Consider the following 26,045-nt stretch of genomic DNA (forward strand, 5'->3'; position numbering starts at 1 on the left):
CGCGGGGTGACCCGCTGCAGGGGCACCCGCCGCGCCCCCCCCTCTTGGGGCGGCCCCGCCCCCGCGGGCCGGCCCCCCGCCCCTCGGGCGGCCGCCCCGCAGGCAGCGGGGCGGGCAGCCCGCCCGTCGGTCCGGCACCGGGGTGCCGGTCGTGCGGAGGGTGCCGGGTCAGACCCGGTCGGCCGCGATCAGCACGTACTGGAAGGAGCCGTCCTTGTAGGACTCGATGAACGCCTCCTCGATGCCGGTGACCAGCGAGGTGGTGTTCCGCAGCTCCCAGTAGGGCAGGGTGTCCGGGGTCAGGTCGATGACGGCCTGGGGCACCAGGCGGTTGTCGGCCATCGCCCGCAGGTACTCGCGGCGGGAGTGGATGTTGCACTCGAAGTGCGCGTTGATCTGCGAGACCCACTTCGACGGCTGGCCGTACTTCGGGTTCCAGCAGCCGGTGATGGTCACGTAGCGGCCGCCGACGGCCAGCACCCGGGAGTGCTCGGCGAACAGGTCGTGCAGGTCCACGTACATGCTGGACTCGTTGTTCCAGGAGCCGGCCACCGAGCCGTTCTCCAGCGGCATGTCGAGCATGTTGGCGACCCGGGAGCGGACGAAGTCGCCGATGCCCAGCTCGGCGGCGCGCTTGTTGCCGAACTCGGCCTGCTGCGAGGAGAGGGTCAGGCCCTCGACCCGGCAGCCGAAGCGCTGGTGGGCCATGACCATCGAGCCGCCGCGGCCGCAGCCGGCGTCGAGCAGGGTGGACTCGGCCTTGATGTCACCGAGGTGGTCGAGCAGCACGTCGGCCTGGGCGGACTCCAGGCGGTGCAGCTCGGCGATGACCTTCTTCTCGCGCTCGCTGTCGGCCGGGTCGCCGATCGCCTCCTGGTCGATCTCGCCGATGCCGTAGTGGTGGTGGTACAGGCCGTCGACGTCGCCCAGGCGCAGGTTCACCGGGCGGGCCTCGTTGTTCCAGTAGCGCGCGATGTCGCTCTGGTACGGAGTGGCCGGGCCGGGAATGGCGGTGCCGGCGGTGGTGAGGTCGTCGGTCACGGACATGTGGGTCAACTCCAGTGTGATCAGGGTTGGTTAGCGGAAAAGGTGCGAAATTCCGACCGGCGCGTCACCAGAAGTCGGGCAGGCTGTACCGGTGGGTGTTGGTCTGGTGCCAGTAGTGGTTGCCGTCGAGCCAGGCCGCCACCCCGCGCAGGAAGCGCACCAGGGTCGGCACCGGGCAGGCGACGGCCAGCGCGGCCGACTCGGCCTCGAAGGCGTGCATCAGCTCGTTGTGGACCTCGACGGCCTTGAGGTAGCCCTCCTGGCGCGAGACGCCCTCCCGCTCGGAGATCACCACCGGCAGGTTCAGGTGGAGCCCCGGACTGGCGAGCTCCTTGGTGTACGAGTAGAGGTCGTTGACGATGGTGGTCGCGTTGCCCGCCAGCGCGATGATCCGCTGCATGGCGGGCAGCGCGTGCAGCTCGACGGGCAGCTCGTAGCCGCCGACGGTGTCGGTGATCGTCGGGCAGGGGCGGAAGTTGTTGAACTGGCGCATCGCCAGGTACTCCCAGACCTCCGGCACGTGCTCGGCCTCGCCCCAGGAGGCTTCGGCCAGGTACCCCATGTGCAGCCGCGCCATGTCGTGCCGGAAGCGGTCCGCCTGGGCGGGCGTGGAGGCACGGACGAAGTAGTCCATCGCGGAGCGGTACGAGCGCCGGGGCGCGTCCTCGGAGAGCGAGGCCTCCCAGGCCGGGTGGTACTCCGCGGTGGTGTGCAGCGGGTCCAGCGCGGTGTGCGCGAGGAGCAGCCGGCTGCCCAGGCCGACGGGCGAGCCGCCGAGGTCCTCGCAGTAGCAGTCGTCCACCGCGTTCTCGGCGACCATCAGACGGGCCGCGATCATCAGGTGGTCGATGCTCGGCGCGTCGGGATGGCAGGCCACCATGTAGCGCCCGGTGGAGAACCCGTCGAAGTCCTTCTCCCACTCCGGCGGGTAGAGCTCGATCTCGTCGATCGCCCAGGCCTTGATCCTCAGGCTGAGCTCCGCCACCCGCACCGGGTCGGGCTCGGCGATCGGGTGGTGGTAGAGCCCGGGGATGGGGTCGCCGGTCTTCGGCTTGCCGCCCGGCGCGGCTGCGGCCGGCACCTCGACCGCCGGGGCATCCAGCTGGACGTCGGCCGTCGGCGCCTCCACCGGCAGCCCGGGCGCCGCAACCTCGGGAGCCGCAGCCTCAGGAGCCCCGACCTCGGGAACCGCGACCTCGGGAGCCGGCGTCGGCGGCCTCAACTGCAGCCCGGCGGTGCCGAGTCCGGTGGGACCGCGCAGGATCCGGTCGATCGCCGGGGAGCTCATGAGCCCTCCGCCGGGGCGTCGACGGGCCCGGGCGGGGTACCCGTTCTGGTGCACAGGGGCATGGAGCCTCCTCCGAGAGGGATCACCTGATGTGACGGGTCGTCATCTCGCCCGCAGCGATGGGGAACTCCACGCCACGGGCCCCGTCTCGCTCGGTTCCCCACCGTAGGCGCGAAAGCCCGTTCCGGATCGCAACGGACGATCTTCTACACCCGATAGGGTGAACGTTCCGGCTGACGGCGTCTGGCCGCACCGGTGTCATGCATCGGTCCGCCCGGGCCCCGGGCTGCGGTTCCGCACCCGCCGGTCCCCGCCCGTCCGGGCAGCGCGTCAACCTGCCGACCACCCGCCGTGTCCCGCGCCGGCCGGCGGCATCGCACCGGCCGCGGCGGGGACCGTTCGACCGCGGACCGCCCGATCGGGACCGCCCGCGCCCGCGAGGTCAGCCGGAGGACGGTCGGCGGACGGCCGGCGGGCGGCCGGCGGGCGGCCGGCGGGCGGGCCGGTGTCCGACCGTCGGCGTAAGGGGGAGAAGAATGGGTGGGGCGCCGTGCGAGGAACGCGGCCAGGAAGGAAGACCAGCACATGGAGAGCCAGGCCCGCAGCCGCACCGAAGTCGTCGAGGACCTCATGGAGCGCTTCCCCGACGTGCCCCGGGAGGCGGTGATCAAGGAGGACCTGCTGCGCGGCGGCATGGCCTTCGACGAGTCCGCCCTCAGCGGCAGCACCGGGGCCGACGGGAGCGGCGAGGTCAAACCGAAGTCCTACTTCATCTTCTCCTTCGACCACCGCACCCTGCCCGAGCTGGGCGCGGCCGCTCTCAACCGGCCGCCGGAGGAGGTCGTGCTGACCGGCGGGCCGTACGGGCTGCGCCGCACGGTGGTGTCGGTGCGGGTCAACCCGGACTCGCCGTACCGGGTGCGCGCGGGCGAGGACGGCACGCTCGGCCTCTACCTTGACGGCGCGCGGATCGCCGACGTCGGCCTGCCGCCGATGCCGGACTACTACCGGCACACCCTGGCCAACGGGAAGTCGGTGATGGAGGTCGCCCCGACCATCCAGTGGGGCTACCTGATCTACCTCACGGTGTTCCGGGTCTGCCAGTACTTCGGCGCCAAGGAGGAGTGCCAGTACTGCGACATCAACCACAACTGGCGCCAGCACAAGGCGGCCGGCCGGCCGTACACCGGGGTCAAGCCGGTCGAGGAGGTGCTGGAGGCGCTGGAGATCATCGACCGCCACGACACCGCCCGCGCCTCCCGGGCGTACACCCTCACCGGCGGCGCGATCACCTCCCAGGTCGGCGGCCGGGACGAGGCGGACTTCTACGGGCAGTACGCCAAGGCCATCGAGGAGCGCTTCCCCGACCGCTGGATCGGCAAGGTGGTCGCCCAGGCGCTGCCCCGCGACGACGTGCAGCGCTTCCACGACTACGGCGTGAAGATCTACCACCCCAACTTCGAGGTGTGGGACAAGCGCCTGTTCGAGCTCTACTGCCCCGGCAAGGAGCGCTACGTCGGCCGGGACGAGTGGCACCGCCGGATCCTGGACTCCACCGAGGTGTTCGGCGCGGAGAACGTGATCCCCAACTTCGTGGCGGGCGTGGAGATGGCCGAGCCCTTCGGCTTCACCACCGTCGACGAGGCGATCGCCTCGACCCGGGAGGGGCTGCGCTTCTTCATGTCCCACGGCGTGGTGCCGCGCTTCACCACCTGGTGCCCCGAGCCCACCACCCCGCTGGGCAAGGCCAACCCCCAGGGCGCGCCGCTGGAGTACCACATCCGGCTTTTGCAGACCTACCGCGCCACCCTGGAGGAGTTCGGCCTCTCCTCCCCGCCCGGCTACGGCCCGGCCGGGCCCGGAAAGGCGGTCTTCTCGGTGAGCTCCTTCATGGACTCGCTGCCGGGCTGAGCCGTCTCCCGGTGGCTGCCGCCCGCCCCGCCAGCGGCAGCCACCGGGATCGTCAACTGCCCGGCTGCCGACGGACGGTGAGGATCTGCTCGGCCCGGCCCACCGGGCCGTGGACGTCGTGCAGCACGGTGCTGGTGACGCCGTGGCCGGCCGGCCCGAAGCTGACGGCGGTGTCCAGGCCGGTCCAGCGGCCGCCGGGGCGGCGGTGGAAGTGGACGGTCAGGTCGGTGTTCGGGAACATCCACTCGGTGGGCTGCTCCCGGACGGCGATGCCGTTGGCGGTGTCGACCAGGGCGATGAACGCGGCGTGCGGGCTCGCGGCCTCCCCGGCGACGAGCTCCAGCGGGGTGGCGAGCCAGGCGGCGGCCCGGCCCGGCGCGGTGGAGCGGCGCCGGACCTCCACCGAGGCGATGTAGCCGCCGGCCCACTGCTCGCTCATCGGCCAGGACTCGAACTCCTCGGGCGCGGGCAGCCGTTCGTCGTGGGTGCCGGCCACGGCGGCGGTGTCCTGCTCGGCCAGGAACCAGGCCCGGGCCCGCACCACGGCGCGTCCGGCGATCGAGGCGACCGCCTCCACCAGCTCGATGGTGCGGCCCGGGCGGAGGGTCTCGACCGTGATCTCCAGTTCGTCCAGGGCGATCAGGCCGAGGATGTCGAAGCTCACCCGGGCCAGGGCGAGGCCGTCTGCGGGGCGCCCGGCCCGGTGCCGGTCGATCGCGTGGACGATCAGGCCGCCCACCGGGCTGAAGTGCTGCTCGTCCGGGTGCCAGGCGCCCTGGGCGTGGACGGTGGGCTTGTACTGCTGCTCGCCGGTGCGCTGGTAGTAGCTGTCGGGTGCGGCGGTGGGGCTGGTCAAGGTGCGCTTCTCCTCGGGCCGGATCGCGGGGCTGCCGGGCGGGCACCGGTCCCGGCGTGGCCGGCGTCCGCGCTCCCGATCGTAGGAGCCCGAACCGGCCCGGAAGCTGTGATGCCCGCCACACCGGGCCCGCCCCACCTGCGGCGTTGCCCCTGGTGGACGGCACCGCCCCGGCTCAGTGCGCGATCAGCGGGTAGTGGTCGGAGAGGTCGGTGTAGGTGTAGCTCCTGCCCCAGCTGCTCACCGTCCAGGGCGCGCTGTGCACCCGGCGGACCTCGTTGGTGTACTGCTGCGGGCGGGCGTGGTCGGCACGGTAGAGGACGTGGTCGAGGTCCTCCTTGGGCTCGCCCGGGTAGCGGTAGGCGGCCACGGAGTTGTCGACGGTGTCGAAGGAGTACGGCCAGCCGGTGCGGGCGGAGGCCGGGGCGAGGTAGCCGTTGTCCAGCAGGGACTGGTACTCGGTGCCGTGGAAGTCGATGTTGAGGTCCCCCGCGACCAGCACCGGCTCGTCCGCCGGGATCCGCTTCGCGTCCAGGAACGCCCGCATCGCGCCGAGCTGCCTGGCCCGGATCGCGGCCGCCTGGCCACTGGCGCAGCCGGAGTCGGTGGACTGGAGGTGGGTGCCGACCAGGTGGGTGCGCCGGCCGTCGACGTCGAGGACGACGTAGGCGAAGCCCTTGTTGGACCACCAGTCGGAGCCGCAGGCGTCCTGGTAGACGTACTGCTCCTGGTGCAGGATCGGCCACTTGCTGAGCACGGTGACCCCGCCGTCCTCGGGGGTGGTGGAGCTGTAGCTGCCGGAGGTGGCGTCCCAGCCGCCGGTGGAGCGGCCGACCACGGGGGTGTGGAAGGGGTAGGCGGCGGAGGCCTTGGCGATCAGGGCGTCGGAGGCGGCGTTGTCGAAGGCCTCCTCCAGCACGACCACGTCGTGGCCCTGGAAGAAGTCCGCCGAGGCGATCGCCTGGGCGCGGTGCTGCTGGCCCCAGTTGGGGTAGAGCGAGGTGCTCATCAGGAAGGTGTTGTAGGTCAGGACGTCCAGTGGCGGCGCGGTGACGGGGGCGCTCTCGGCACCGGCCGGGGCGGCGCCGAGGGCGGCGAGCACGGTGGCGGCGGCACCGGCGGCGAGGGTGCGGCGCAGGGACGGCAGGGTCATCGGGGCTCCGTGGGGGACTTCGTCGGCCCGGCGGGTCGCGGGATGTTGTGTATCCAACTTCCGTACGTGCACGGCCCGCAAGACTTCCGGCGAGCATTCGGTGAATTCGTTCGGAACGGCACTACCGGCCGGTAGTACGGGTCGCGACCGGGCCTGACCTGCGGTCGACGTGGCGATGACCGAGGCTGCCGCCCGGGCCGTGGCACCGGAATCCCCTGCCGAACCCCGCCAAAAGCCCGATAAGATGCCGAGCGGTGTGCCGGGAAGTCTGGTCGGCTCGGGGGACGACTGCGGCGATCGGGCCACGGCGACCCCGACATTGCGATGGGTCGTTTCTGCAGATGCACGCCGTGGGGATCGTTCTCGTCCTGGTCGTCCTGGCCACCAGCGTGGCCACCTTCGCCCGCCGATGGCGGGTGCCCGCCCCCTCGCTGCTGGTCCTCGCCGGACTCGGCGTCGCCCTCCTCCCCGGCGTCCCCGCCCTGCACGTGCCCCCGCAGATCATCGGCGCGGTGGTGCTGCCGCCGCTGCTCTACTCCTCCGCCGAGGAACTGTCCCTGCGCGACCTGCGGACGGTCTGGCGGCCCGTCACCATCCTCTCCTTCGGCCTGGTCTTCGCCTCCGCCGCGGCCGTCGGCTTCGTCGCCGTCGCCGTCGCCGGGCTGCCGCCCGCGATGGCCTTCGTACTCGGCGCCGTGCTCTCCAGCACCGACCCGGTGGCCGTCACCGCACTCGGCCGCCGGCTCGCCCTGCCCGGGCGGGTCCAGGTGCTCGTACAGGCGGAGAGCCTGTTCAACGACGCCACCTCGCTGGTGCTGTTCAAGGTCGCCGTCGGCGTCGCCGTGGCCGTCGGCGGGACGGTCGACCTGCCCGCCGCGGGCGGCGAGCTGGTGCTGCTCGGCGGGGGCGGCAGCCTGGTCGGCGCGGCCGTCGCCGGGCTGGTCTGGCTGCTGCGCCGCCGCACCACCGACCCGGTGCTGGAGACGGTGATAGCCCTGGTCACCCCGTACGCGGCGTACGTGCTGGCGGAGTCCGCGCACACCTCCGGCGTCACCTCGGTGGTGGTCGCCGGGGTGCTGCTCGGCCGCTCCGGCCACCGGCTCACCGACGCCCGGATCCGACTGCAACTGCACGCCGTGTACGCGGTGGTGGTGTTCCTGCTGGAGAGCGTCGTCTTCTCGATCGTCGGCCTGGAACTGCCCACGCTCGTCCGGGAGCTGCCGGCCGGCACCGGCTGGTGGCCGCTCCAGTCGGTGGCCATCGCCGCCGTGCTGATCGCCGTCCGGGTGCTGTGGACCCTGCCGCTCACCCGCGCCGTCAAACCCAGCCGGGGACGGCTGTCCTGGCGGGTCGCCGGGGTGGTGACCTGGGCCGGCACCCGGGGCGTCATGCCGCTGGCCGCCGCGCTCTCCATCCCGCTGCTGACCGAGGGCGGAGCCGCGCTCGACGGACGGCCGCTGGTCCTGGTGCTCACCGTCTCCAACGTCGTGCTCACCCTGGTCGTCCAGGGCCTGACCCTCGCCGCCGTGGTCAACCGCTCCGGACTCGCCCTGGAACCCGAGCACACCGCGCGCGAGGAGGCCGACGCCCGCGACGAGCTCAACCGCACCGCCCTGGAGCACGTGGACGGCCTGGCCGAGCTGGAGGCCGTCCCGGACACCGCCGTCGACCGGGTCCGCCGCGCCCTCACCGCCCGGCTCGACCGCACCCCCGGGGCCCCCGACGGCACCACCGCCGACGACGCCTACCGCCAACTGCGGCAGGAGGTCATCGCGGTGCAGAACGACCGGCTGCACCGCCTGTACGAGGAGCACCGGATCAGCGACACCACCCTGCGGCTGCTCCAGCGCGACCTCGACCTGGAACAGGCGGCCCTGGGCAGGACCTGACCGTGGGCCGGACGTGACCGCGGGCAGGTCGGCACCCCGGCCTTCCGGCCGTCGGGGGCTGCCGTCACACTGTCGCGAGCACGAAGCAGAACCACCGAGCGGGGGCAGCATGGCCAAGCGTCCGAACAAGAAGCAGAAGCGGCCCCTGGCGGCCGGGGTCGTCCGGCCTGCCAAGCCCGCGCGCCGGCGCCCCGGGAAGGACGTCCAGCTCGCGCCGCGCACGGTGCGGCGCACCGCGCTGCTGGTCGGGCTGCTCGCCCCGCTGCTGATGATCGGGCTGCTGGCCCTCGCCACCAACCCCGACTACCAGGCCCCCTGCACCATCCTGGCCGTCCTGGTGCTGATGGTGGCCGTCGTCGGACTGATGATGATCCACAGCAGCGGCTGGGTGGTCTGGCCCGCCGTCGCGCTGGGCCTGATCCTCCTGGTGGTCCCCACCCCCGCCCTGCGCGCCCAGCTGATCTCGCACCGCGGGGTGGAGACCCGGGTCGTCGTCACCTCGGCGCACAGCGGCAAGGACAAGACGGGCCGGGTCAGCTGGACCTGCGGCATCCGCCGCGAGGACGGCCACCCGCTGCCGCACGGCACCATCGGGGGCTTCGGCTGCTCCGGCTCCTCGGTCGGCAGCACCACCACGGTGCTGGCCGACCCGGACGGCTGGGCACCGCCGGCCAACCTGGACGACGACCTCTCCTTCCGCGGCGCCGAGCTCTGGGTCGCGGGCGTGGCCGCCGTCCTGTGGGCCGCGCTCACCTTCGGCACGGCCCGCCGGGTCCTGCGCGGACGGGGCGGGTGGAGCGGGCGGGCCGGGCGCAGCGGACAGGCCGGGCGGGCCGGGCGAAAGAGCGCCTGACAACCGGGCCACGGATGAGGCGGTTCCACCGGTTCACCATTCCCACGGACGGCACGGTTCCGCCAACTCCCTTATACAGAAAGGCCGCTGGCCCACCCGGCCGCCGGCCTGCCGGCTCCCGTCAAGATCGCGTCAAACCGCCTGGTCGCAGACGAGGCACCGGAGTAGCCTGCGACCGTGAACGAACTGGTGTTCCGGGGCAAGGACTTGTTCCGCCCCTCCAAGTCCCATCTGGCCGGCGCCCTCGCCTTCCTCGTCCTCATGGTGTCGGTCGGGATGGTGCGCTCCGGGCCGGTGTTCGTGGCCTGGTCGCTCGGCACCGTCGTGGTGCTGTTCGTGCCGGTCTTCTACAGCGCGTGGCGGAGCTGGAGCCGGGTCGGACCCGAGGGCGTGACGATCTGCTGGGGGTTCGGGGCCGGGCGCACCTACTCCTGGGCGGAGATCCGCTGGGTCGACGTCCGCACCACCGCGTCCAGCGGACCGTACGCAGGCTCCGGACCGACCCGGGCAGCGCGGATCTTCACCACGAGCGGGCGCCGGCGGTCGCTGCCGGGCCTGTCCTGGAGTCCGCTGTACCCGACCGCGGACTTCGACGTGAACGTCCAGCGGCTGCGCAACTGGTGGGAGTCGAGCACCGAGGAGGCGCAGCGGGTCGAGCCCGTGAAGCAGTTCCGGGACCGGCTGACGCCGACCACGATCGCGATCGTCGCCGTCGTCCTGATCATGGTGGTCGGCTGGTTCGTGATCGCCTCACGGTACTGACCGCCCTCCGTCGCAGCACAGTTGAGCGGGTGCGTCCCCGGCCGGGCCGGGGGCGCACCCGCTTCCGTGTGCCCGGCCGTCAGCCGCGCAGCCCGTCCAGCAGGGCGAGGACGTCCTCGACCGAGCCCGCGGGGTCGGTGACGGGGTAGAGCACGCCGCGCACGGTGCGGCGTGCGTCGAGGACCAGGGTGAGCCGCTTGAGGCGTTCGACGCCCGCGGCGCGGAAGGTGGGCAGCCGCAGTCCGGCGGCGAGTTCCAGTCCGGCGTCGGAGAGCAGCGGGAACGGGATCCGGGCGTGCTCGGCGAAGGCCGCCAGCTGGTCCGGGCGTTGGGTGCTGACGCCGTAGACGGCGGTGTCGCGGGCGGTGAACTCGCCCATCCGGTCGCGGTAGGTGCAGGACTCCAGTGTGCAGCCGGGCGCGCCGGGGATGTCGCCCCAGCCGGGCGGGTGGTCCGCCCCGCCCGGGGCGTAGGCGCCGGGGTAGCAGTAGAGCACCGTCCAGGCGCGGTCCGCGGCGACCGGGTCGACCCGTCCCCCGGCGGCGGCGTCGAGTTCCAGCGCGGGTATCCGGTGGCCGGTGAGGGCGGTGACCCGGCGGGTCTCGGCGGAGTCGGGGGCGCTGGTGGCGGAGAGGGTGCCGTCGCCCAGGACGTAGCGTCCGCCCCAGTCCTGGAGGGCGACCAGGACCGGCAGGAGTCCGCGGCCCCGGTCCGTCAGGTGGTACTCGTAGCGCGGCGGGTGCGGGTGGTAGAGCCGTTTCTCCAGGACACCGTCGGCGACCAGTGCCTTGAGGCGCTCGGTGAGCACCTTGCGGCTGATGCCGAGTCCGTTCTGCAGGGCGTCGAACTGGTGGGTGCCGCCCGCGACGTCCCTGACCAGGAGCAGGGTCCAGGTGTCCCCGACCACCGCCAGGGCCTGGGAGATCGCGCAGTCCGGGTCCGCCGCTTCCATGTGCCGCATGATCACCCAGTATAGTGAGTTCCCAAAGGGAACTTACTCGCGAAGCCGCGCGGTCCCGGTCGTGGACCGATGGCGGCGAAAGGGGCGGACGTTGACGACGGAAACGGTGGACGCGGCGAGAACGGTGGATCCGGTGGGCGGGGGCGGCGGCAGCGGCCGCGGGGCGGGGGCGTTCTGGCGCTACTGGAGCGCCTCGACCGTCAGTCGGCTCGGTGACCAGGTGACGACGGTGGCCCTGCCGCTGATCGCGGTGGTCACCCTGCACGCCTCGGCCTTCGAGGTCGGACTGATCACGGGCGCCGCCTACGTCGCCTGGCTGGTGATCGGACTGCCGGCCGGCGTACTGGTCCAGCGGCTGCCGCTGCGCGGCACCCAGGTGGCGATGGACCTGATCCGGGCCACCGCCGTCGCCTCGGTGCCGCTGGCCGCCGCGCTCGGGGTGCTGGGACTGCCCCAACTGGTCCTGGTGGCACTACTGGTCGGCTTCGCCGGCGTGCTCTTCGACGTCGGCAACTCCACCTTCCTGCCCGCCGTCGTCCCCAAGGAGCAGCTGACCGCCCGCAACAGCCTGGTCTCCGGCAGCATCGCCGCCACCGACCTGGCCGGGCCCTCGCTCGGCGGTGTGCTGGTGCAGCTGGTCGGCGGCGCGGCCTCGATGCTGCTGGACGCCGTCAGCTACCTGGCCTCGGCTGCCCTGTTGGGCACCCTGCCGCCGGTCGGCCGGCCCGCCGCGCCGGCGGCCGGCGGCACCGGGATGCGCGAGCAGATCCGCGAGGGCTGGCGGTTCGTCACCCGGCACCCGGTGATCCGGCCCTGCGTGGCCGACGCCACCGCGGTGAACTTCGTCTGCGGCGGGCTGATGACGCTCACCCCGGTGTTCCTGGTCCGCACCCTCGACGCCCCGGCCGCCGCCGTCGGCGCCCTGATGGCCACCGGCGGGCTGGGCAGCCTGCTCGGCGCGGCCGCCACGCCCCGGCTGGTGGCGCGGTTCGGCGGCGCTGTCGCGTTGCGCCGGGCGGCCGTGGTCGCCACCGCCTTCGCCCTGCTGCTCCCGCTCGCCGGATCCGGATGGGCGACGCTGGTGTTCGCGCTCGGCAACGCCGGGTTCTCGGCGGGGGTCGTGGTCACCAGCATCGTGACCCGCACCCACCGGCAGACCCACACCCCGCCGGAGCTGCTGTCCCGGGTGATGGCCACGGTCCGCTTCGTCTCCTGGGGCGCGATCCCGGTCGGTGCCCTGGCCGCCGGGGCCGCCGCCGCGGCCTGGGGACCGCGGACAGCACTGCTCCTGGTCGCCGTGGTCAGTGTGGTGAGCCCGGTGATCCTGCTGGCCGGCCCGATCCGCCGGATGCGCGACCTGGCCTGAACCGGGGGCGGGACGGGGGCGAGGCGGGGGCCGGTGCACGGCCCCCGCCCGCAGGCGCGTCGGCGGCGAGCGGCTTGTCGTAGCGGGTGCCGTCGACGCCGATGACCAGGGCCCTGGCCTGCTCGGTGCCGTTCGGCAGGCCCGGGGCGACCCAGCCCGGCCCGCCCCGGCGGACCCGTGCTCAACGGCCCCGTTCTCGACGGACCATTCTCAACGGCCCCGTTCTCAACGGCCCCGTTCTCAACGGACCTTCGCTCAACGGACCTTCGCTCAGCGGAACGCGGCGACGTTGCGCGCGGCCCAGTCCGCGAAGGGGCGCGGCGGCCGGCCGAGGACCCGCTGGACGTCCGGGCTGATCCGGGTCTCGGCCGGACTGGGCGCGCCGAGGATGTCCAGGGTGTCGTCGGCCAGCTCCACCGGCATGTTCCGGGCCATGCCGGCCCTGGCCTCCTCCCGGCTGAGCTCGTGGAAGCGCACCGGCTCGCCCAGCGCGGCGGCCAGGGCCGCCGCCTGCCCGCGCGGGGTGATCACCTCCGGCCCGGTGAGCTCGTAGCGGCCGCCGACGTGCCGCTCGTCCAGCAGGCAGGCCGCCGCCACCTCGGCGATGTCGGCCGGATCGACGATCGGCAGGGCGACGTCCCCGAAGGGCGCGGCGACCAGCCGGTCGGTGCGCACCGACTCGGCCCACCAGAAGGCGTTGGACGCGAAGCCGCCGGGCCGCAGGATGCTCCACTCCACGCCGGACCCGCGGAGCTTGTCCTCCAGTGCGCGCAACGCGATCCGCGTCGGGCCGACGGGCCTGGTCACCACGGCCTGAGTGGAGAGCAGGACGATCCGCCGGACCCCGGCGCCCACGGCGTCGGCGAGGAGGTCGGCCGGGCGGGCCCCGGCGCCGTGCAGGTCGCCGGACAGCAGCAGGAACAGCGCCTCCGCCCCGGCCAGCACCGGCTTGAGGGCGCCCGGATCGGCCAGGTCGGCCGCCACGTGGCGGACGCCGTCCGGCACCGCCGCCGCCCGCCGCGACACCGCCGTCACCTCCCGGCCCGCCTCGGCCAGCGCCTGGGTCAACGGCCGGCCGATGTTGCCGGTGGCCCCGGTCACCACGATCATGTTCAGCTCCCACCACTCGTCGTGCTCGTCCTTCTCGGAGGTCCTCCGAGGCCCTCAAGCTAGGAGCATCGACTTACCTTTGGTAAGGACATACCTTGAAGTAAGCTCCACACATGGAGGAAGGCCCGCAGTACAGAGCGGCCGCACCGGGGGGCCGGTATGACGTGTTTCACACCGACTGCCCCGCGCGCGACGTCGTCGACCACGTGACCAGCCGCTGGGGGATCTGGGTGCTGATCTCCCTGCGGAGCAACGACCTGCGCTTCTACGAGCTGCGCGAGAGCATCCAGGGCATCAGCGAGAAGATGCTCACCCAGACCCTGCGCGCCCTGGTCCAGGACGGCCTGGTCCGACGGGAGGTCGCACCGACCACACCGCCCCAGGTCACCTACGGGCTCACCGAGTTCGGCCGCGAACTGGGCGAGCCGCTCAGGGAACTGTTCGACCGGATCACCCGACGGCTGCCCCCACTCGACGGCGGTTCACCGCCGGGCGGAAGGCCCCGGCCGGCTCAGAGTCCGCTCGGCCAGTCGTAGCCGCTCGGCACCTTGACGGCGGCGTTCTCGGCGGCCGTGCCGTACACCAGGGCGATCTCGTCGTGGGCGTGCAGCACGATCGCCGCCGGGTCGCCGCCCACCGCCTTGCCGTCCACGTACGCGGTGAGCGTGTGGGTGGCATCGGTGCGCAGCCCGCCCAAGTGGTCCGCGGAGGCGGAGACCTGCCACTCGGTCAGGAACTGGCCCAGGGTGAAGTCGGCCGTCACCGGCGACTCGATGTGGACGACCCCGCTGGTGTCGTGGGTGTGCAGCGGGCTGATCCGCTGGGCGCTCTCGTCGATGCCGACCAGCGCGGGGACGGTCACGGGCTGCCCGTCGGCGTAGACGTCGAGGTGGGTGTGGATGTGCAGGGCGGTGCCCTCGGCGCCGAGCATCGGCAGGCCGGCCGCCTTGACGGCCGCCGCGGCGTCGGCCGGCGCGTCCCAGGGCGGCGGGGTGGTCCGGCCCTCGGCGGTGGTCCGGGGCTGCGCCGGGACGCCCGACGGCGCTGAGCTGCCCTGGTTCTCGGCGATCACGACCGCGATCGCGCCGACCACCGCGAGCACCACCAGGACGACCAGACCGCGCACCAGCCACCGCCTGGTCCGCGCGTGCCGGACCTCCGCGGCCCGGATCGCGGCGAGGTGGGCCTTGCGCCCGGACGGCTCCGGGCTCTGCGCTGGCATCGGTGCGGGCCTCCTCGATCGAGGCTGCTGTCCCTCTCAGCCTCGCAGAGTCCGCCCGGGCGGGCGCGCCGAGCCGGCCCCGGCCGCGCCCGGCGACCACCGCCTCACCCCCGGTGGCCGGGTCCCGGCGTCCGGGCCCGGGTCCAAAGCGAAGGCCGCGGCCCCGGCTCCCGCACGGGGAACCGGGGCCGCGGTCGGCGCGGGCGCGCGGTCAGCGCTGGCCCGGGTAGCCCTGCTGCCCCGGGTACGGCACGTTCGGGACCTGCGGCGGGTACGGCTGGCCCTGCGGGGGAACCGGGGCCCCCGGCTGCGCCGGGTACGGCTGGGCCGGCGGGTAGGCCTGCGGCGCCGGGTACGGCTGGCCCGGCTGCGCCCCCGGGTACGGCTGCGGCTGCTGCGGCGGGTACGGCTGCGCCTGCGGCGCGCCGAAGCCCTGCTGCGGCTGCTGGTGCGGCGGCTGCGGCGGGACCATCTGCCGGCCGGGCCCGGCCTGGCCGCCCATCGGGTACGCCGGCGGCGGGAAGCCCTGGTTCTGCGGGGTGTCGAAGGGCTGCGAGCTCGGGTCGATCGCCCCGGGCGGGAAGGCGGCGCTCAGCTGGTCCATCTCGGCCCGCCAGATGCGGTGGATGTTCAGCCGCACCGGGTTGGCGCTGCCCGGCATCTGGACGTACATCGAGCTCCAGATGCTCGCCCGCTTGACCCGGCTGACCGGGAAGGCCTGCCGCGGGAAGGCCGCGACCACGTCGCCGGGCCGGTTGTTCCAGCGGTTGGCCGAGTTGATCACCACGTGGCTGTTGGTGAGCGTCAGGAAGTAGTACCTGCGGGTCAGCACGATGATCAGGCCGACGAGCGGAATCTCACCGAGCGCGGCCGCGAGCCACGGGCTGGGCCCGCTCTCCGCGTGCACACAGGCGATGAAGGTCTCGCCGGGCGGCGCCACCTGCGACAGCTTCTCGATGACCTGGGCCTTCTGCTTGGCCCGGAGGAATGCCATGTCTTCTGTACCTCTTACCCCGTCGTGTCCGCCGGCTCGGTGCGGCGGGAAATCGGCTGAGGTTAGCAGGTGGTGATGACACCTCGAACACCAGCGCCCCCGGGGGCGGCCGGGCCCCCGCCGGGCCGCTTCCCGGCGGGGTCGAGTCGGCACACGGAGCACCCGACGGTGGCCCGGGTGACGGGCGTTCACCGAGGCCGGACGGCTGTCGGCCGGCTGACGCTCGGTCCGCCGGGCGACGCAGGACCTTCACGAGACCCTCAGACCGTGATGACGGTGAACCCCTCCGGGGCGCGCAGCCGGACGGCGCCGGTGTGGTCGGTGGCCACCTCGATCGGCAGCCCGGCCACCGTCAGCCCGTCGATCCGCAGCGACTCGTACCCGGCCGGTACGCTCCCGCGCACCCACAGCCGGCCCCCGGGAGCGTCCGCGGCGAGCCCGAGCAGCGCCTGGAGCACCAGGACGGCGGAGGCCGCGGCCCAGGCCTGCGGGCGGCAGGAGGCGGGGTACGGGACGGGGCGGTGGTAGCGCTCGCGCGGGTGGCCGCCGTACAGCTCGGGCAGCCGGTGGTCGAAGGCCGCGGCGGCGCGCAGCAGTCCGGCGGCCAGCGGCGCGGCGTCCTCGTACCGGCCGGCCCGGGCCAGTCCGTGCACGGCGACGGCGGTGTCGTGCGGCCAGACCGAACCGGTGTGGTAGCCCAGCGGGTTGAAACCGGCGGTGGCGGTGTCCAGGGTGCGCAGGCCGAAGCCGCTGTCCAGGCCGGGGGCGGTGAGGCGCCGCGCGACCAGCGCGCTCTCCTCGGCCGTGAGCAGGCCGGTGCCGAGCAGGTGGCCGAGGTTGGAGGTGACCGAGTCGACCGGCCGCTTGTCCCGGTCGAGGGCGACCACCGGGTGGCGGCCGTGCTCGTCCTCGGTCCAGAACCGGTCGCGGAAGCGCTCGCGCAGCCGCTGCGCCCACTGCCGCCACCGGTCGGCGCCGGGGCGGCCGAAGGCCTCCAGCAGGTCGGCGGACTTGACGGCGGCCTCGTGGGCGTAGGCCTGGACCTCGCTGAGGGCGATCGGGGCGGCGGCGATCCGGCCGTCGCGGAACCGGATGCCGTCCGAGGAGTCCTTCCAGCCCTGGTTGGAGAGGCCGCGGCCGGTGCTGTCGACGTACTCCAGGAAGCCGTCGCCGTCCGCGTCGGCGTAGCGCTCCAGCCAGTCGAGGGCGGCCTCGGCGTGCGGGAGCAGCTCCTCGACCTGCTCGGCGGGCAGGCCCCAGCGCCAGGCGTCGTGCAGCAGCAGGAGCCAGAGCGGGGTGGCGTCGGCGGTGCCGTAGTAGTGGGGCGGCAGGCGGGAGCCGGTGTCGAGGTGCTGTTCGGCGCGGCGGACCTCGTGCAGGATCTTGCCGGGCTGCTCCTCGGTGGCCGGGTCGACGGCGCGGCCCTGACGGCGGGCCAGGGTGCGCAGGGTGCCGGCGGCGAGGTCGGTGCCGAGCGGGAGCAGCATCCGGGCCGCCCAGAGCGAGTCCCGGCCGAACAGGGTGAGGAACCAGGGCGCGCCGGCGCCGAGGAAGGTGTCGGCGGGACGCAGCGGGTCGGCGAGCAGCAGGCCGCGCAGGTCGTGGTGGGAGCGGGTGAGCCAGTGGGCGAGGTGGTGGTCGCGGCCGGTGATCTCGGGGGTGGTCCAGGGGGTGGTGCGGGCGGCGGGGAAGAGGTCGCCGTCGCGGTGTTCGGCGGTGCACTCCAGGACGGCGTGCCAGCTCTGGCCCGGGGCGAGTTCGAGATCGTAGCCGAGGGTGCCGGTGGCGGGGTCGAGGTGGTGGGGTGCGGGGGTGAGGGTGAGGGCGGCGGTGAGCGGGCCGTCCTGCCAGCGCAGGCCGTCGTCACCGTCGGCGCGGGGTTCGACCGGGGTGCCGGTGCGGCCGGCCTTGACGGTGTCCATGGCGGCGAAGTCGCTCTCGGCGCGGATCTCCAGGCGCAGTCGGGCGGGGCGGGCGCCGGCGTTGTGGAGGGTGCAGTGCTCGACCAGGCGGCCGGGGTGGAGTTCGCGGCGGCGTTCCAGGGTGGTGGCGGGGTCGGCGGTCCGTTCGCCGAGGCCGCGCAGCACGGTGACGAAGACGGTGTGCCCGTCCGGGAGTTCGGCGGTGGCGACGGGGGCCTCGGGGACGCCGAGGGCGCCGATCTCCAGGCGGGAGAGGATGCGGCGGTCGCCGTGGTAGAAGCCGTCGGCGCCCTCGCCGATCCGCCCGTCGGGGCGGCTGGCGCAGAAGCTGGGGGCGGCCACGGAGAGCCGGGCGTCGTGCAGGAAGGGCTGGCGGTCGGGAGCGGGCATGGTCTCCTCGTTCTCGGTGCGGGGCTTGACAGTTGCTTCCACCCGGGCGCAACCTTTCTGTCATTGGAGCGTTCCAAGACATTAACTCCCCTGGTGGGGTTGATGGAACCCCCGCTTGGAACGCTCCAAGCCAAGCCTTGCGGCGACAGAACCTAGGATCACCGTCATGCATGCACACTCATCGCCCAGGACCGGCCACGGGTCCGCGGTGACCCTCGAAATGGTCGCCGCCCGGGCCGGCGTGGGCCGTCAGACGGTGTCCAACGCGATCAACTCGCCCGAGCTGCTGCGCCCGCAGACGCTGGAGCGGGTCCGGCGCGCCATCGACGAACTCGGCTACCGCCCGCACCGGGCCGCCCAGGCGCTCAAGACCAGGGCCAGCCGGCTGATCGGCTACGGCATCCGCTCCAGCAGCAGCGGCGTCCCGACCCCCGTCCTCGACCAGTTCCTGCACTCGCTCTCCGAGGCCGCCGACCGGGCCGGCTACCGGGTCGTGCTGTTCGCCGTCGCCCCCGGGGACGACGGACTCACCCGCTACCAGCAGCTGCTGGACGAACACGGCGCCGACGGCTTCGTACTCAGCGGCACCGACCGCGGCGACCGGCGCCAGGGCTGGCTGCACGAGCGCGGCGTCCCCTTCGTCGCCTTCGGCCGCACCTGGTCCGGCAAGGACGTCGGGGACTGGGTCGACGTGGACGGCGCCGCCGGCACCTCGGCGGCCGTCCGCCACCTGGCCGGGCTCGGCCACCGCCGGATCGGCTTCCTCGGCTGGCCCAAGGGCTCCGGGGTCGGCGACGACCGGGCCCGCGGCTGGCAGAGCGCGATGCGCGAACTGGGCCTGTCCACCCGGGGCCGCCGGATGGAGAGCCCGGACGACCCGGAGCGCGCCACCGAGGCCGCCGAGAAGCTGCTGGCCGGCGGCGCGACCGCCGTCGTCGCCGCCAGCGACACCCTCGCGCTGGGCTGGTACCAGGCCCTGCGCCGGGCCGGCCGCACCCCCGGCCCGGAGGCCGCCGTGATCGGCTTCGACGACTCCCCGATCGCCCCGCTGCTCTTCCCCTCGCTCTCCAGCCTCGCCCAGCCGCTCGACGCGGTCGGCCGGGTCTGCATGCAACTGCTGCTGGAGCGCCTGGGCGACCGCGGGCGGCCCGTCGAACACGTGCTGCTGGAACCGGAGCTGGTGCTCCGCGAGAGCGCCTAGCGCCCGCGCCGCCCCTCCCCGTCCACTCCCCCGGAACCCCGCCGCCGAGGCCCACCCGACGCACCCGTCCCCCGAAGGCCGTTCACCACCCACCCACCCCCGCAAGGAGATCCGCATGGCCACCTCCCGCACCCTCGCCACGGCCGCCGTCTGCACGGCCGTCGCCCTCGGCGCCGTCACCGGCTGCTCCTCCTCGGGCGGATTCGGCGACACGTCGGCCAAGCAGTCCTCCGGCGCCGGTCAGAGCCTGACCGTCCTGATCGCCAGCTCCGGCGAGGCCGAGACCGCGGCGGTCAAGGCCGCCACCGCCGCCTGGGCGCAACGGACCGGCAACACCGTCACCGTGCAGATCGCCAGCAACATCAACCAGCAGCTCGGCCAGGCCTTCGCCGGCGGCAACCCGCCGGACCTCTTCTACGTGAACTCCGACCAGTTCGCCAACTACGCCAAGGGCGGCTCGCTGTACGCCTACGGCGAGCAGATAGCCGACGCCTCGGACTTCTCCGAGCAGCTGCGCAAGGCGTTCAGCCACGACGGCAGGCTCACCTGCCTGCCCAAGGACAGCTCCACCCTGGCCCTGGCCGTCAACACCACGATGTGGCAGCAGGCCGGCCTCACCGAGGCCGACTACCCCACCACCTGGCAGCAACTCGCCGACGACGCCGCCAAGCTCACCAAGGACGGCGTGACCGGCCTGGTCACCGCCCCCGACTACCAGCGGCTCGGCGCCCTGTTCAAGCAGGCCGGCAGCTGGATCACCAACCCCGAGCAGACCGCGATGACCGCCGACGCCCCCGGCAACCGGCAGGCGCTGGAGTACGTCCAGGGCCTGTTGAAGGCCGGCTCCGCCAAGTACGTCGCCGACGTGGACGCCGGCTGGGGCGGCGAGGCGCTCGGCAAGGGCAGGGCCGCGATGACCATCGAGGGCAACTGGCTCAAGGGCGCGATGGCCAAGGACTACCCGAACGTCCCGTACAAGGTGCTCCCGCTGCCCGCCGGGCCGGCCGGCCCCGGCACGCTGGCGTTCAGCAACTGCTGGGGCATCGCCGCCAAGAGCCGCCACCAGGCGGCCGGCGTCGACCTGGTCAAGCAGCTCACCTCCGCCGACCAGCAGCTGGAGTTCGCCAAGGCCTTCGGCGTGATGCCCTCCCGCACCAGCGCGCTCGCCACCTACGCCGAGAAGTACCCGGAGTCCAAGGCCTGGGTGGACGGCGTCGCCCACGCCCAACCCCCGGTCACCGTCCCCGGGTTCAACCAGGTGCTGACCCAGTTCAACACCGACCTCCAGTCGCTGCGGACGGCCGACCCGGCGGCCGTGCTGGCCGCCCTCCAGCGCAACGGCGAGCAGGTCGTCAAGAATGCCCGCTGACCCGCGCCCCCGCGTTCGGCGCGGTCTGCGCGGTCTGCGCGGTCTGCGCGGTCTGCGCGAGGGGGCCTGGGGCTGGCTGTTCACCACCCCCATGGTCCTGGTGCTCGGCCTCTTCATGGTGCTGCCGATCGCGATGGCGCTGTGGGTGAGCCTGCTGCACTGGGACGGCCAGTCCAACCCCTTCGACGGCAGCGCGGACTTCGTCGGCCTGGACAACTACCGCCGGCTGTTCACCGTGGACGGCCTGGACCGCACCCTGTTCGCCACCTCGCTGCGCAACACCCTCTACTACGTGGTGCTGACGGTGCCGGTGCAGACCGTGCTCGCGCTGGCCCTGGCCCTCGCCGTCAACCAGCGGCTGCTGCGCGGCCGCGGCGCCCTGCGCACGGTGTTCTACTTCCCGTCCGTCACCAGCTCGATCGCCGTCTCGACGGTCTTCCTGTTCCTCTTCCAGGGCAGCGGCGCCGTCAACCGGATGCTGGGCTGGGTCGGCGTCCAGGGCCCCAACTGGTTCGCCGATCCGCGCGGGCTGGTCTGGCTGGTGCTCGGGGGGGTCGGCGTGGACCAGCCCGCGCCGACGGCCGGCGGCCCGCTCGGGCTGGCCTGGTCGGAGTGGTTCGCCGGGCCCTCGGTCGCGATGTGCACCCTGATCCTGATGGCCGTCTGGACCACCTCCGGCACCTTCATGCTGATCTTCCTGGCGGCCCTCCAGGACGTCCCGCGCGAACTGGAGGAGGCCGCCGCCCTGGACGGCGCCGGCCGGCGCCAGGTGCTGCGCCACGTCACCCTGCCCGCCCTGCGGCCGGTGCTGTTCCTGGTGCTGACCCTGGGGCTGATCTCCACCTGGCAGGTCTTCGACCAGGTGTACGTGATGGGCAAGGGCGCGCCCGGCAACACCACCCTCACCCCCGCCTACCTCTCCTACTCCTCCGGCTTCGACAACGCCGACTACGGGCAGGGCGCCGCCATCGCGTTCGTCCTGCTCGGCCTGGTCCTGCTGCTCACCGCCGCGCAGCGGTGGGCCCTGCGGGAGCGGGACGGCGCCCCGGGGCCCCGCTCGAAGGGAGTCCGCCGTGCGGCGCGCTGACCACGGGACGGGCACGGAACGGCCCGTGCTCGCCCGCTTCCCCCGGCCGCTGCGCCTGCTCGGGTACGCCGCGCTGCTCGGCTTCGCGCTGCTCTACCTGCTGCCGTTCCTGCTCCAGTTGGCGAACAGCTTCAAGACCGACCCGGACGCGGCCGCCCACCCGATGACGCTGCTCCCGGACGGCGGCACCCTCGACTCCTACCGCCGGCTGTTCGGGCTCGCGCACGGCGTGGAGAACGTGCCGTTCCTCGGCTGGCTGGGCAACAGCGTGCTGGTGACCGTCCTGGTCACGGCCGGGCGGGTGCTGTTCGACTCGATGGCGGGCTACGCCCTGGCCCGGATCGCCTTCCCCGGCCGTCGGCTGCTGTACGGCTTCGTGCTGGCGGTGATGGCGGTGCCGGGTGTGGTGCTGCTGATCCCGAAGTTCCTGGTGCTCAAGAGCTTCGGGATGTTCGACACCTACGGCGGGATGGTGCTGCCGCTGCTGGTCGACGCCGCCGGGATCTTCATCATGCGGCAGTTCTTCGTCTCGGTGCCGCGCGAGATCGAGGAGGCGGCGCGGATCGACGGCGCCGGGACGTTCCGGATCTTCTGGTCGGTGGTGCTGCCGATGTCCCGGCCCTCGCTGATCACCCTCACCGTGCTGTCCTTCCAGGGCTCCTGGAACGAGTTCACCCACTTCCTGGTCTCCACCCAGTCCAGTGAGCACGACACCCTGACGACGGGTCTGGCGCACTTCGTCTCCGGTGGCCTCGGCTCCGGGACGCAGTACCCGCTCAAGCTGGCGGCGGCGCTGGTCTCCACCGTGCCGGTGGCGGTGCTGTTCTTCTGCTTCCAGCGCCATTTCGTCCGGGGTGCCAACTCCGGTTCGTCGAAGGGCTGAAACCGGCAAAAAGGTACGCATATCGGCCTGATCAGTTAAAGCTGGGGTCAATAATCAGGTGCTTTCTTGCTGATAATGTGATCACCTGTGTACGCTGCGGCGCTCCTCACCGCAGGGGAGGGAATGGCCTGACCCGTTTCACTCAGGCCCCGTCAGACCAGGAGTTCCACCATCAACACCGCCATCCGCACGGCCGCCCGCGGTGCGCTGCCCGTCGCCGTCACCGCCTCCGTCCTCGCCGCCGGCCTCACCGCCTGCGGCACCGCCGAGCAGCTCTCGGCCGGCCAGAAGGTGTCGAAGGCCTTCGGCAAGGTCGGTGACGGCAAGTCCGCCGCTTTCACCCTCTCCGTGGACGCCACCCCGGAGCAGATCGTCGCCTTCACCAAGGCCGGCGGCGGCGAGGCGATCGACGAGCAGAGCGCGAAGAGCCTGTCCGGGCTCTCGGTCTCCGTCGCGGTCTCGGCCGACAAGCCGCTCAAGGACGTCGACGCCTTCAAGAACTCGGGGGCGGGCGACCGGAAGAACCAGCAGGACATCACGCTCGACAAGTCGATGCGGATCTCCTACCTCGTCGCGGACAAGAAGGGCACCCCGCTCTTCGAGTACCGCCAGGTCGACGCCAAGGGCTTCCTGCACCTCGATCTCAAGAGCGTGCTCAAGCTCACCGGCCAGGACCCGGCCGAGGCCGACACCATCGCCAAGGACCTCTCCCCCGACCTGGCCCCCGCCAAGAGCCTGCTGGACGGCAAGTGGGTCTCGCTCGACCTCCAGCAGCTCGCGGACGAGGCCAAGAAGCAGGACGGCGCCAAGGGCGGCAAGCCGGAGGCCGTGCCCTCGGTCGACCCGGCCGCCGGCAAGGAGCTCCTCAACTCGCTCAAGGACGTGTTCAAGCGGACGGTCACCTTCGAGGACAAGGGCACGAAGGACGGCACCGAGCACATCTGGATGAGCGCCCCGGCCCGCCAGGCCGTGGACGAGCTGTACAAGGCCGTCAAGCCGCTCTCCGCCAAGTTCCCGCAGCAGTTCAAGAAGTTCCCGACCGAGGCCCCGACCGACGTCCCGGACCGCAAGGTCGGCGTCGACCTGTACCTCAAGGACGGCGCGCTCAACTCGGCCACCTTCGACCTGTCGCAGCTGGAGAAGAAGGTCGACCCGGGCGTCAGCTTCCCGGTGAAGCTCGCCTTCAACCAGGACGCGCCGAAGGTCGAGGCCCCGGCCGACGCCACCCCGATGACCAGCGAGGACCTGATGAAGTCCTTCCTCGCGCTGGCCACCGGCGGCCAGGACCCGACCGCCGGGGACGACGCCACCGGCGTCCCGCCGCTCAACACCGAGGCCGCGCCGCTGACCGACGCCCAGCTCAAGTCGCTGGCCGCGCTCGGCATGCCGGAGGCCCAGGCCAAGGCGTTCAACAAGATGGGCCTGGGCTTCGAGGACATCAAGGCGATGGCCGAGGAGAAGTGACCCGCTCCTGAGGGCACCGCTCCGGACGCCCGCATGGACGTTCCTGACGCGTACCCCCGACCTGCGCCCCTGACGCACCGACCGGCCGGCCGCTCCCGCGGTCGGCCGGTCGCGTCCGTTCAACCGCGCTTGCGCTGGCCCGTCCTGGCCCGCACCGGCGCGGCCTCGGGCTCGCCCAGACTCGCGGCCCGGACGGCCTCCATGGCAGCCACCTCGTTCGGCACCCGGGTACGGGCGCCCAGACCGAGGATGCCGCCCTCCTCGTTGGCGTCCGCGACCACGGTCGCGATCTCCAGCAGGAGTTCCCGGTACCCGGCGAGTTCGTCCGGGGCCCGCTCGGCCACGATCCGGGTGGCGGCCCGGATCGTCTCCAGCGCGGGCCCGCGGTACCCGGCGTAGCGGGTGTCGGGGCGCAGCCCGGTGTCGAAGGTCGAGGCCGCCGCCAACTCGCGGACGAAGCGCCGCGGATGGGTGCTGCTCGCCTCGCGCAGCAGCTTGACGATCGCTATCACCTCCTCCGGGTCCGCGACGCCCTCGGCGAGGGCGACCAGCACGCCGGAGGCCATCAGGGCCCGGCCCAGCGTCGTCCACTCCTCGGGGGTGAAGTCCAACTCCCCCGCGCCGTCGGCGACCCGGCCGATCCGGATCACCTGGAAGCCGACCTCGGCGAGCACGGCGGGGATCAGCCGCACCGACTCCACCGTACGGGCCCGGGCCCGGTCCGACAGCTCCTCCCAGGGCAGGAACACCGCCCGGCCGTCCCGCTGGCCGGGGAGCAGCGCCTCCGGTTCGGCACCCGTGCCGTAGCGGTGCTCGTGCTCGTGCTCCAGCCGGGCCAGCACCTCGGCCTCCTCCTCGGTGAAGTCCTCGAAGCCGCCGACGGCGTCCGGGGCGACCTGCTCGGAGGTGGGCACCATCAGGCAGCCGACCGCGGCGAGGCGCTCGCCGAGCTGGCGGGCCTGGCGCCGGTTGGCCGTCCGCAGTTCCTCGGGCAGTTCCTCCCAGGGCAGCAGGGCCGGGCGGCTGCCCGCCTCCTCGCCGTCCTCGACCGCGGCCGCCACCCGGCTGCGGTGGATGGCCCGGGCCAGTTGCCGGGTGACCTGGGCGTCGGTGTAGTCGGCCAGGCTCTCGATCACCCTCCCCTGCGCCTCCAGCCGGGCCTTCATCCGGCCGCACTCGTGCAGCACGGCCTCGGCGTCCAGCAGGGTCTGCTCGGCCCGGCGGTCGCCGGCCTTGCCCAGTACGTCCTGCCCGACCATGATCACGATCATGAAGACCAGCTGGGCCAGGGTGGACAGGAAGCTCATGAAGGCGAACGGGTACGGGTCGAAGGTCTGCACCCCGAGCTGGGACAGGCCGATCCAGAGCACCTGGGTCACGGCGGCGAGGTAGAAGGCCCACATGCTGCCCAGCCGCCCGGTCAGCCAGGCGGCGATCCGCCCGTTGACCCCGGCGACCTGGTCCAGGGCCTGCGGCGGCGGCTGCACCCGGTGCCGCTGGATCCACGGGTGCCCGCTGGTCTCCAGCAGGCTCACCCCGCGCCCGAGCGCCCGGTCGTGCCGGTCCAGGTGCGCCTGGAGGTCGGCGACCCTGGCGAAGATCGCCTCGGCGTTCTCGTAGGTCTGCACCGCCCTGCGGTCGGCGGCCTGGCCCAGCACCCGCTGGCCGACCAGGATCGCCAGGCAGAGCGCCAGTTGGACGACGTTGTCCAGGAACAGTAGGAAGCCGAAGGGGTAGGGGTCGATCGAGTGCAGCGGCCCCCAGGTCGCCAGCGCCATCCAGCCGGCGACCAGCACCAGGGTCACGTACAGGGCGGGCATCGAGCCCACGGCCCGGGTCAGCGCGGCCGCGATCGCGCCGTTCAGCCCGACCTGTTCGTCCGCCACCGTCACCGGGTGCTGCCGCGGCTGGTCGATCGCCGTACCGGCTTCCGTCACGCCCGCTCGCTCCTCACGGTCGAACTCCGGCGCCCGCCGCCGGAGTCGTGCCCATGATGGCAGCGGCCGGGGCGGCCTGGGCGGGCGGAGGCTTTCCGGGGCAGGATCTTAACGCTCCGTCAACACCCGTACGGTGCAGGCCGTGCAGCTCGACCCGGCCGTGGCGCAGGTGGTTGCGGTGGCCGTCGGCGAACTCCAGCCGCAGACTGCGGTCCGCGGGGGCGTCCACCACGACGGCGCTCTCCACCGTGCCGTAGGAGGATTCGCGGTACACCCACACCCGGTCGCCGATGTGGAACTCCGCGGTCTCGGAGACGATCACCGGGCCCACCTCCTCGCTCCTCCGGTACTGGTCCGCCGGTCTGCTCGGCCGGTCTGTT

The 26,045-nt window shown here is 73.2% G+C and carries 22 protein-coding genes; 11 read left to right on the forward strand and 11 right to left on the reverse strand.

Annotated features, from left to right (window positions below):
* Positions 1-168 precede the first annotated feature (168 nt).
* Both ACIQWA_RS29670 and ACIQWA_RS29675 read right to left on the reverse strand, forming a co-directional pair.
* On the reverse strand, positions 169-1,047 hold the full coding sequence (locus tag ACIQWA_RS29670; RefSeq protein WP_402487689.1) for a geranyl diphosphate 2-C-methyltransferase: 879 nt from the start codon (positions 1,045-1,047) through the stop codon (positions 169-171).
* 64 nt (positions 1,048-1,111) lie between these two features.
* Entirely contained in the window at positions 1,112-2,335 is a 1,224-nt protein-coding gene (locus ACIQWA_RS29675; protein WP_402487691.1) for a family 2 encapsulin nanocompartment cargo protein terpene cyclase, read from the reverse strand.
* Positions 2,336-2,920: 585 nt separating this feature from the next.
* Here ACIQWA_RS29675 and ACIQWA_RS29680 point away from each other — a divergent pair.
* On the forward strand, positions 2,921-4,246 hold the full coding sequence (locus ACIQWA_RS29680; RefSeq protein ID WP_360244757.1) for a radical SAM protein: 1,326 nt from the start codon (positions 2,921-2,923) through the stop codon (positions 4,244-4,246).
* A 52-nt stretch (positions 4,247-4,298) separates the two neighbouring features.
* Here ACIQWA_RS29680 and ACIQWA_RS29685 read toward each other — a convergent pair whose 3' ends face one another.
* A complete protein-coding gene (locus ACIQWA_RS29685) occupies positions 4,299-5,102 on the reverse strand; it encodes a thioesterase family protein (protein WP_402487693.1) in 804 nt (267 codons plus the stop codon).
* 175 nt (positions 5,103-5,277) lie between these two features.
* Positions 5,278-6,255: a sphingomyelin phosphodiesterase gene (gene sph, locus ACIQWA_RS29690; protein WP_402487694.1), complete on the reverse strand. Its 978-nt coding sequence runs from the start codon at positions 6,253-6,255 to the stop codon at positions 5,278-5,280.
* Between the two features lie 341 nt (positions 6,256-6,596).
* Between sph and ACIQWA_RS29695 the strand changes: the two genes are divergently transcribed.
* The 3 genes from ACIQWA_RS29695 to ACIQWA_RS29705 all read left to right on the forward strand — a co-directional run bounded on the left by ACIQWA_RS29695 (position 6,597) and on the right by ACIQWA_RS29705 (position 9,759).
* On the forward strand, positions 6,597-8,144 hold the full coding sequence (locus tag ACIQWA_RS29695; RefSeq protein ID WP_402487696.1) for a Na+/H+ antiporter: 1,548 nt from the start codon (positions 6,597-6,599) through the stop codon (positions 8,142-8,144).
* Positions 8,145-8,253: 109 nt separating this feature from the next.
* Positions 8,254-8,997, forward strand: a complete 744-nt coding sequence (locus tag ACIQWA_RS29700; protein WP_402487698.1) for a hypothetical protein — start codon at positions 8,254-8,256, stop codon at positions 8,995-8,997.
* A 177-nt stretch (positions 8,998-9,174) separates the two neighbouring features.
* Positions 9,175-9,759 carry a hypothetical protein gene (locus ACIQWA_RS29705; protein ID WP_402487700.1) on the forward strand — a complete coding sequence of 195 codons (585 nt, stop codon included), beginning with the start codon at positions 9,175-9,177 and terminating at the stop codon, positions 9,757-9,759.
* 79 nt (positions 9,760-9,838) lie between these two features.
* Here ACIQWA_RS29705 and ACIQWA_RS29710 read toward each other — a convergent pair whose 3' ends face one another.
* On the reverse strand, positions 9,839-10,720 hold the full coding sequence (locus ACIQWA_RS29710) for a winged helix-turn-helix transcriptional regulator (protein ID WP_402487702.1): 882 nt from the start codon (positions 10,718-10,720) through the stop codon (positions 9,839-9,841).
* 91 nt (positions 10,721-10,811) lie between these two features.
* Here ACIQWA_RS29710 and ACIQWA_RS29715 point away from each other — a divergent pair, with 91 nt between their 5' ends.
* Complete coding sequence (locus tag ACIQWA_RS29715; RefSeq protein ID WP_402487704.1) at positions 10,812-12,086, forward strand: MFS transporter; 1,275 nt, start codon at positions 10,812-10,814, stop codon at positions 12,084-12,086.
* A gap of 270 nt (positions 12,087-12,356) precedes the next feature.
* Here the strand turns inward: ACIQWA_RS29715 and ACIQWA_RS29720 are convergent, their stop codons facing one another.
* Positions 12,357-13,196 (reverse strand): SDR family oxidoreductase, encoded by an 840-nt coding sequence (locus ACIQWA_RS29720; RefSeq protein ID WP_402487706.1) that lies wholly within the window; start codon positions 13,194-13,196, stop codon positions 12,357-12,359.
* Positions 13,197-13,309: 113 nt separating this feature from the next.
* On the opposite strand from ACIQWA_RS29720, the gene ACIQWA_RS29725 reads away from it, so the two are divergent.
* Entirely contained in the window at positions 13,310-13,732 is a 423-nt protein-coding gene (locus ACIQWA_RS29725; RefSeq protein ID WP_402487708.1) for a winged helix-turn-helix transcriptional regulator, read from the forward strand.
* Here ACIQWA_RS29725 and ACIQWA_RS29730 read toward each other — a convergent pair.
* The 3 genes from ACIQWA_RS29730 to ACIQWA_RS29740 all read right to left on the reverse strand — a co-directional run bounded on the left by ACIQWA_RS29730 (position 13,708) and on the right by ACIQWA_RS29740 (position 17,766).
* Positions 13,708-14,418 carry a hypothetical protein gene (locus ACIQWA_RS29730; protein WP_402487710.1) on the reverse strand — a complete coding sequence of 237 codons (711 nt, stop codon included), beginning with the start codon at positions 14,416-14,418 and terminating at the stop codon, positions 13,708-13,710. The two genes, ACIQWA_RS29725 and ACIQWA_RS29730, sit on opposite strands and share 25 nt — an antisense overlap.
* 211 nt (positions 14,419-14,629) lie before the next feature.
* A complete protein-coding gene (locus tag ACIQWA_RS29735; RefSeq protein ID WP_402487712.1) occupies positions 14,630-15,412 on the reverse strand; it encodes a hypothetical protein in 783 nt (260 codons plus the stop codon).
* A 260-nt stretch (positions 15,413-15,672) separates the two neighbouring features.
* Positions 15,673-17,766, reverse strand: a complete 2,094-nt coding sequence (locus ACIQWA_RS29740) for a glycogen debranching N-terminal domain-containing protein (RefSeq protein ID WP_402487714.1) — start codon at positions 17,764-17,766, stop codon at positions 15,673-15,675.
* Positions 17,767-17,890: 124 nt separating this feature from the next.
* Here ACIQWA_RS29740 and ACIQWA_RS29745 point away from each other — a divergent pair, with 124 nt between their 5' ends.
* The 5 genes from ACIQWA_RS29745 to ACIQWA_RS29765 all read left to right on the forward strand — a co-directional run bounded on the left by ACIQWA_RS29745 (position 17,891) and on the right by ACIQWA_RS29765 (position 23,728).
* Positions 17,891-18,925 (forward strand): LacI family DNA-binding transcriptional regulator, encoded by a 1,035-nt coding sequence (locus ACIQWA_RS29745; RefSeq protein WP_402487716.1) that lies wholly within the window; start codon positions 17,891-17,893, stop codon positions 18,923-18,925.
* 115 nt (positions 18,926-19,040) lie between these two features.
* A complete protein-coding gene (locus ACIQWA_RS29750; protein WP_402487718.1) occupies positions 19,041-20,294 on the forward strand; it encodes an extracellular solute-binding protein in 1,254 nt (417 codons plus the stop codon).
* A complete protein-coding gene (locus tag ACIQWA_RS29755; protein ID WP_402487720.1) occupies positions 20,284-21,381 on the forward strand; it encodes a carbohydrate ABC transporter permease in 1,098 nt (365 codons plus the stop codon). Before ACIQWA_RS29750 ends, ACIQWA_RS29755 begins: the two co-directional genes overlap by 11 nt.
* Positions 21,368-22,264, forward strand: coding sequence for a carbohydrate ABC transporter permease (locus tag ACIQWA_RS29760; RefSeq protein ID WP_402487721.1), 897 nt, complete (start codon positions 21,368-21,370; stop codon positions 22,262-22,264). Before ACIQWA_RS29755 ends, ACIQWA_RS29760 begins: the two co-directional genes overlap by 14 nt.
* Before the next feature lie 291 nt (positions 22,265-22,555).
* Positions 22,556-23,728 (forward strand): hypothetical protein, encoded by a 1,173-nt coding sequence (locus ACIQWA_RS29765; protein ID WP_402487723.1) that lies wholly within the window; start codon positions 22,556-22,558, stop codon positions 23,726-23,728.
* Between the two features lie 119 nt (positions 23,729-23,847).
* On the opposite strand, the gene ACIQWA_RS29770 is transcribed toward ACIQWA_RS29765, so the two are convergent.
* Positions 23,848-25,665, reverse strand: a complete 1,818-nt coding sequence (locus ACIQWA_RS29770; protein ID WP_402487725.1) for a DUF1003 domain-containing protein — start codon at positions 25,663-25,665, stop codon at positions 23,848-23,850.
* 13 nt (positions 25,666-25,678) lie between these two features.
* Positions 25,679-25,987, reverse strand: coding sequence for a hypothetical protein (locus ACIQWA_RS29775; protein WP_402487726.1), 309 nt, complete (start codon positions 25,985-25,987; stop codon positions 25,679-25,681).
* Positions 25,988-26,045: the final 58 nt, after the last annotated feature.

The organism is Kitasatospora sp. NPDC098652 (genome assembly GCF_044760155.1).
Taxonomy (GTDB): domain Bacteria; phylum Actinomycetota; class Actinomycetes; order Streptomycetales; family Streptomycetaceae; genus Kitasatospora.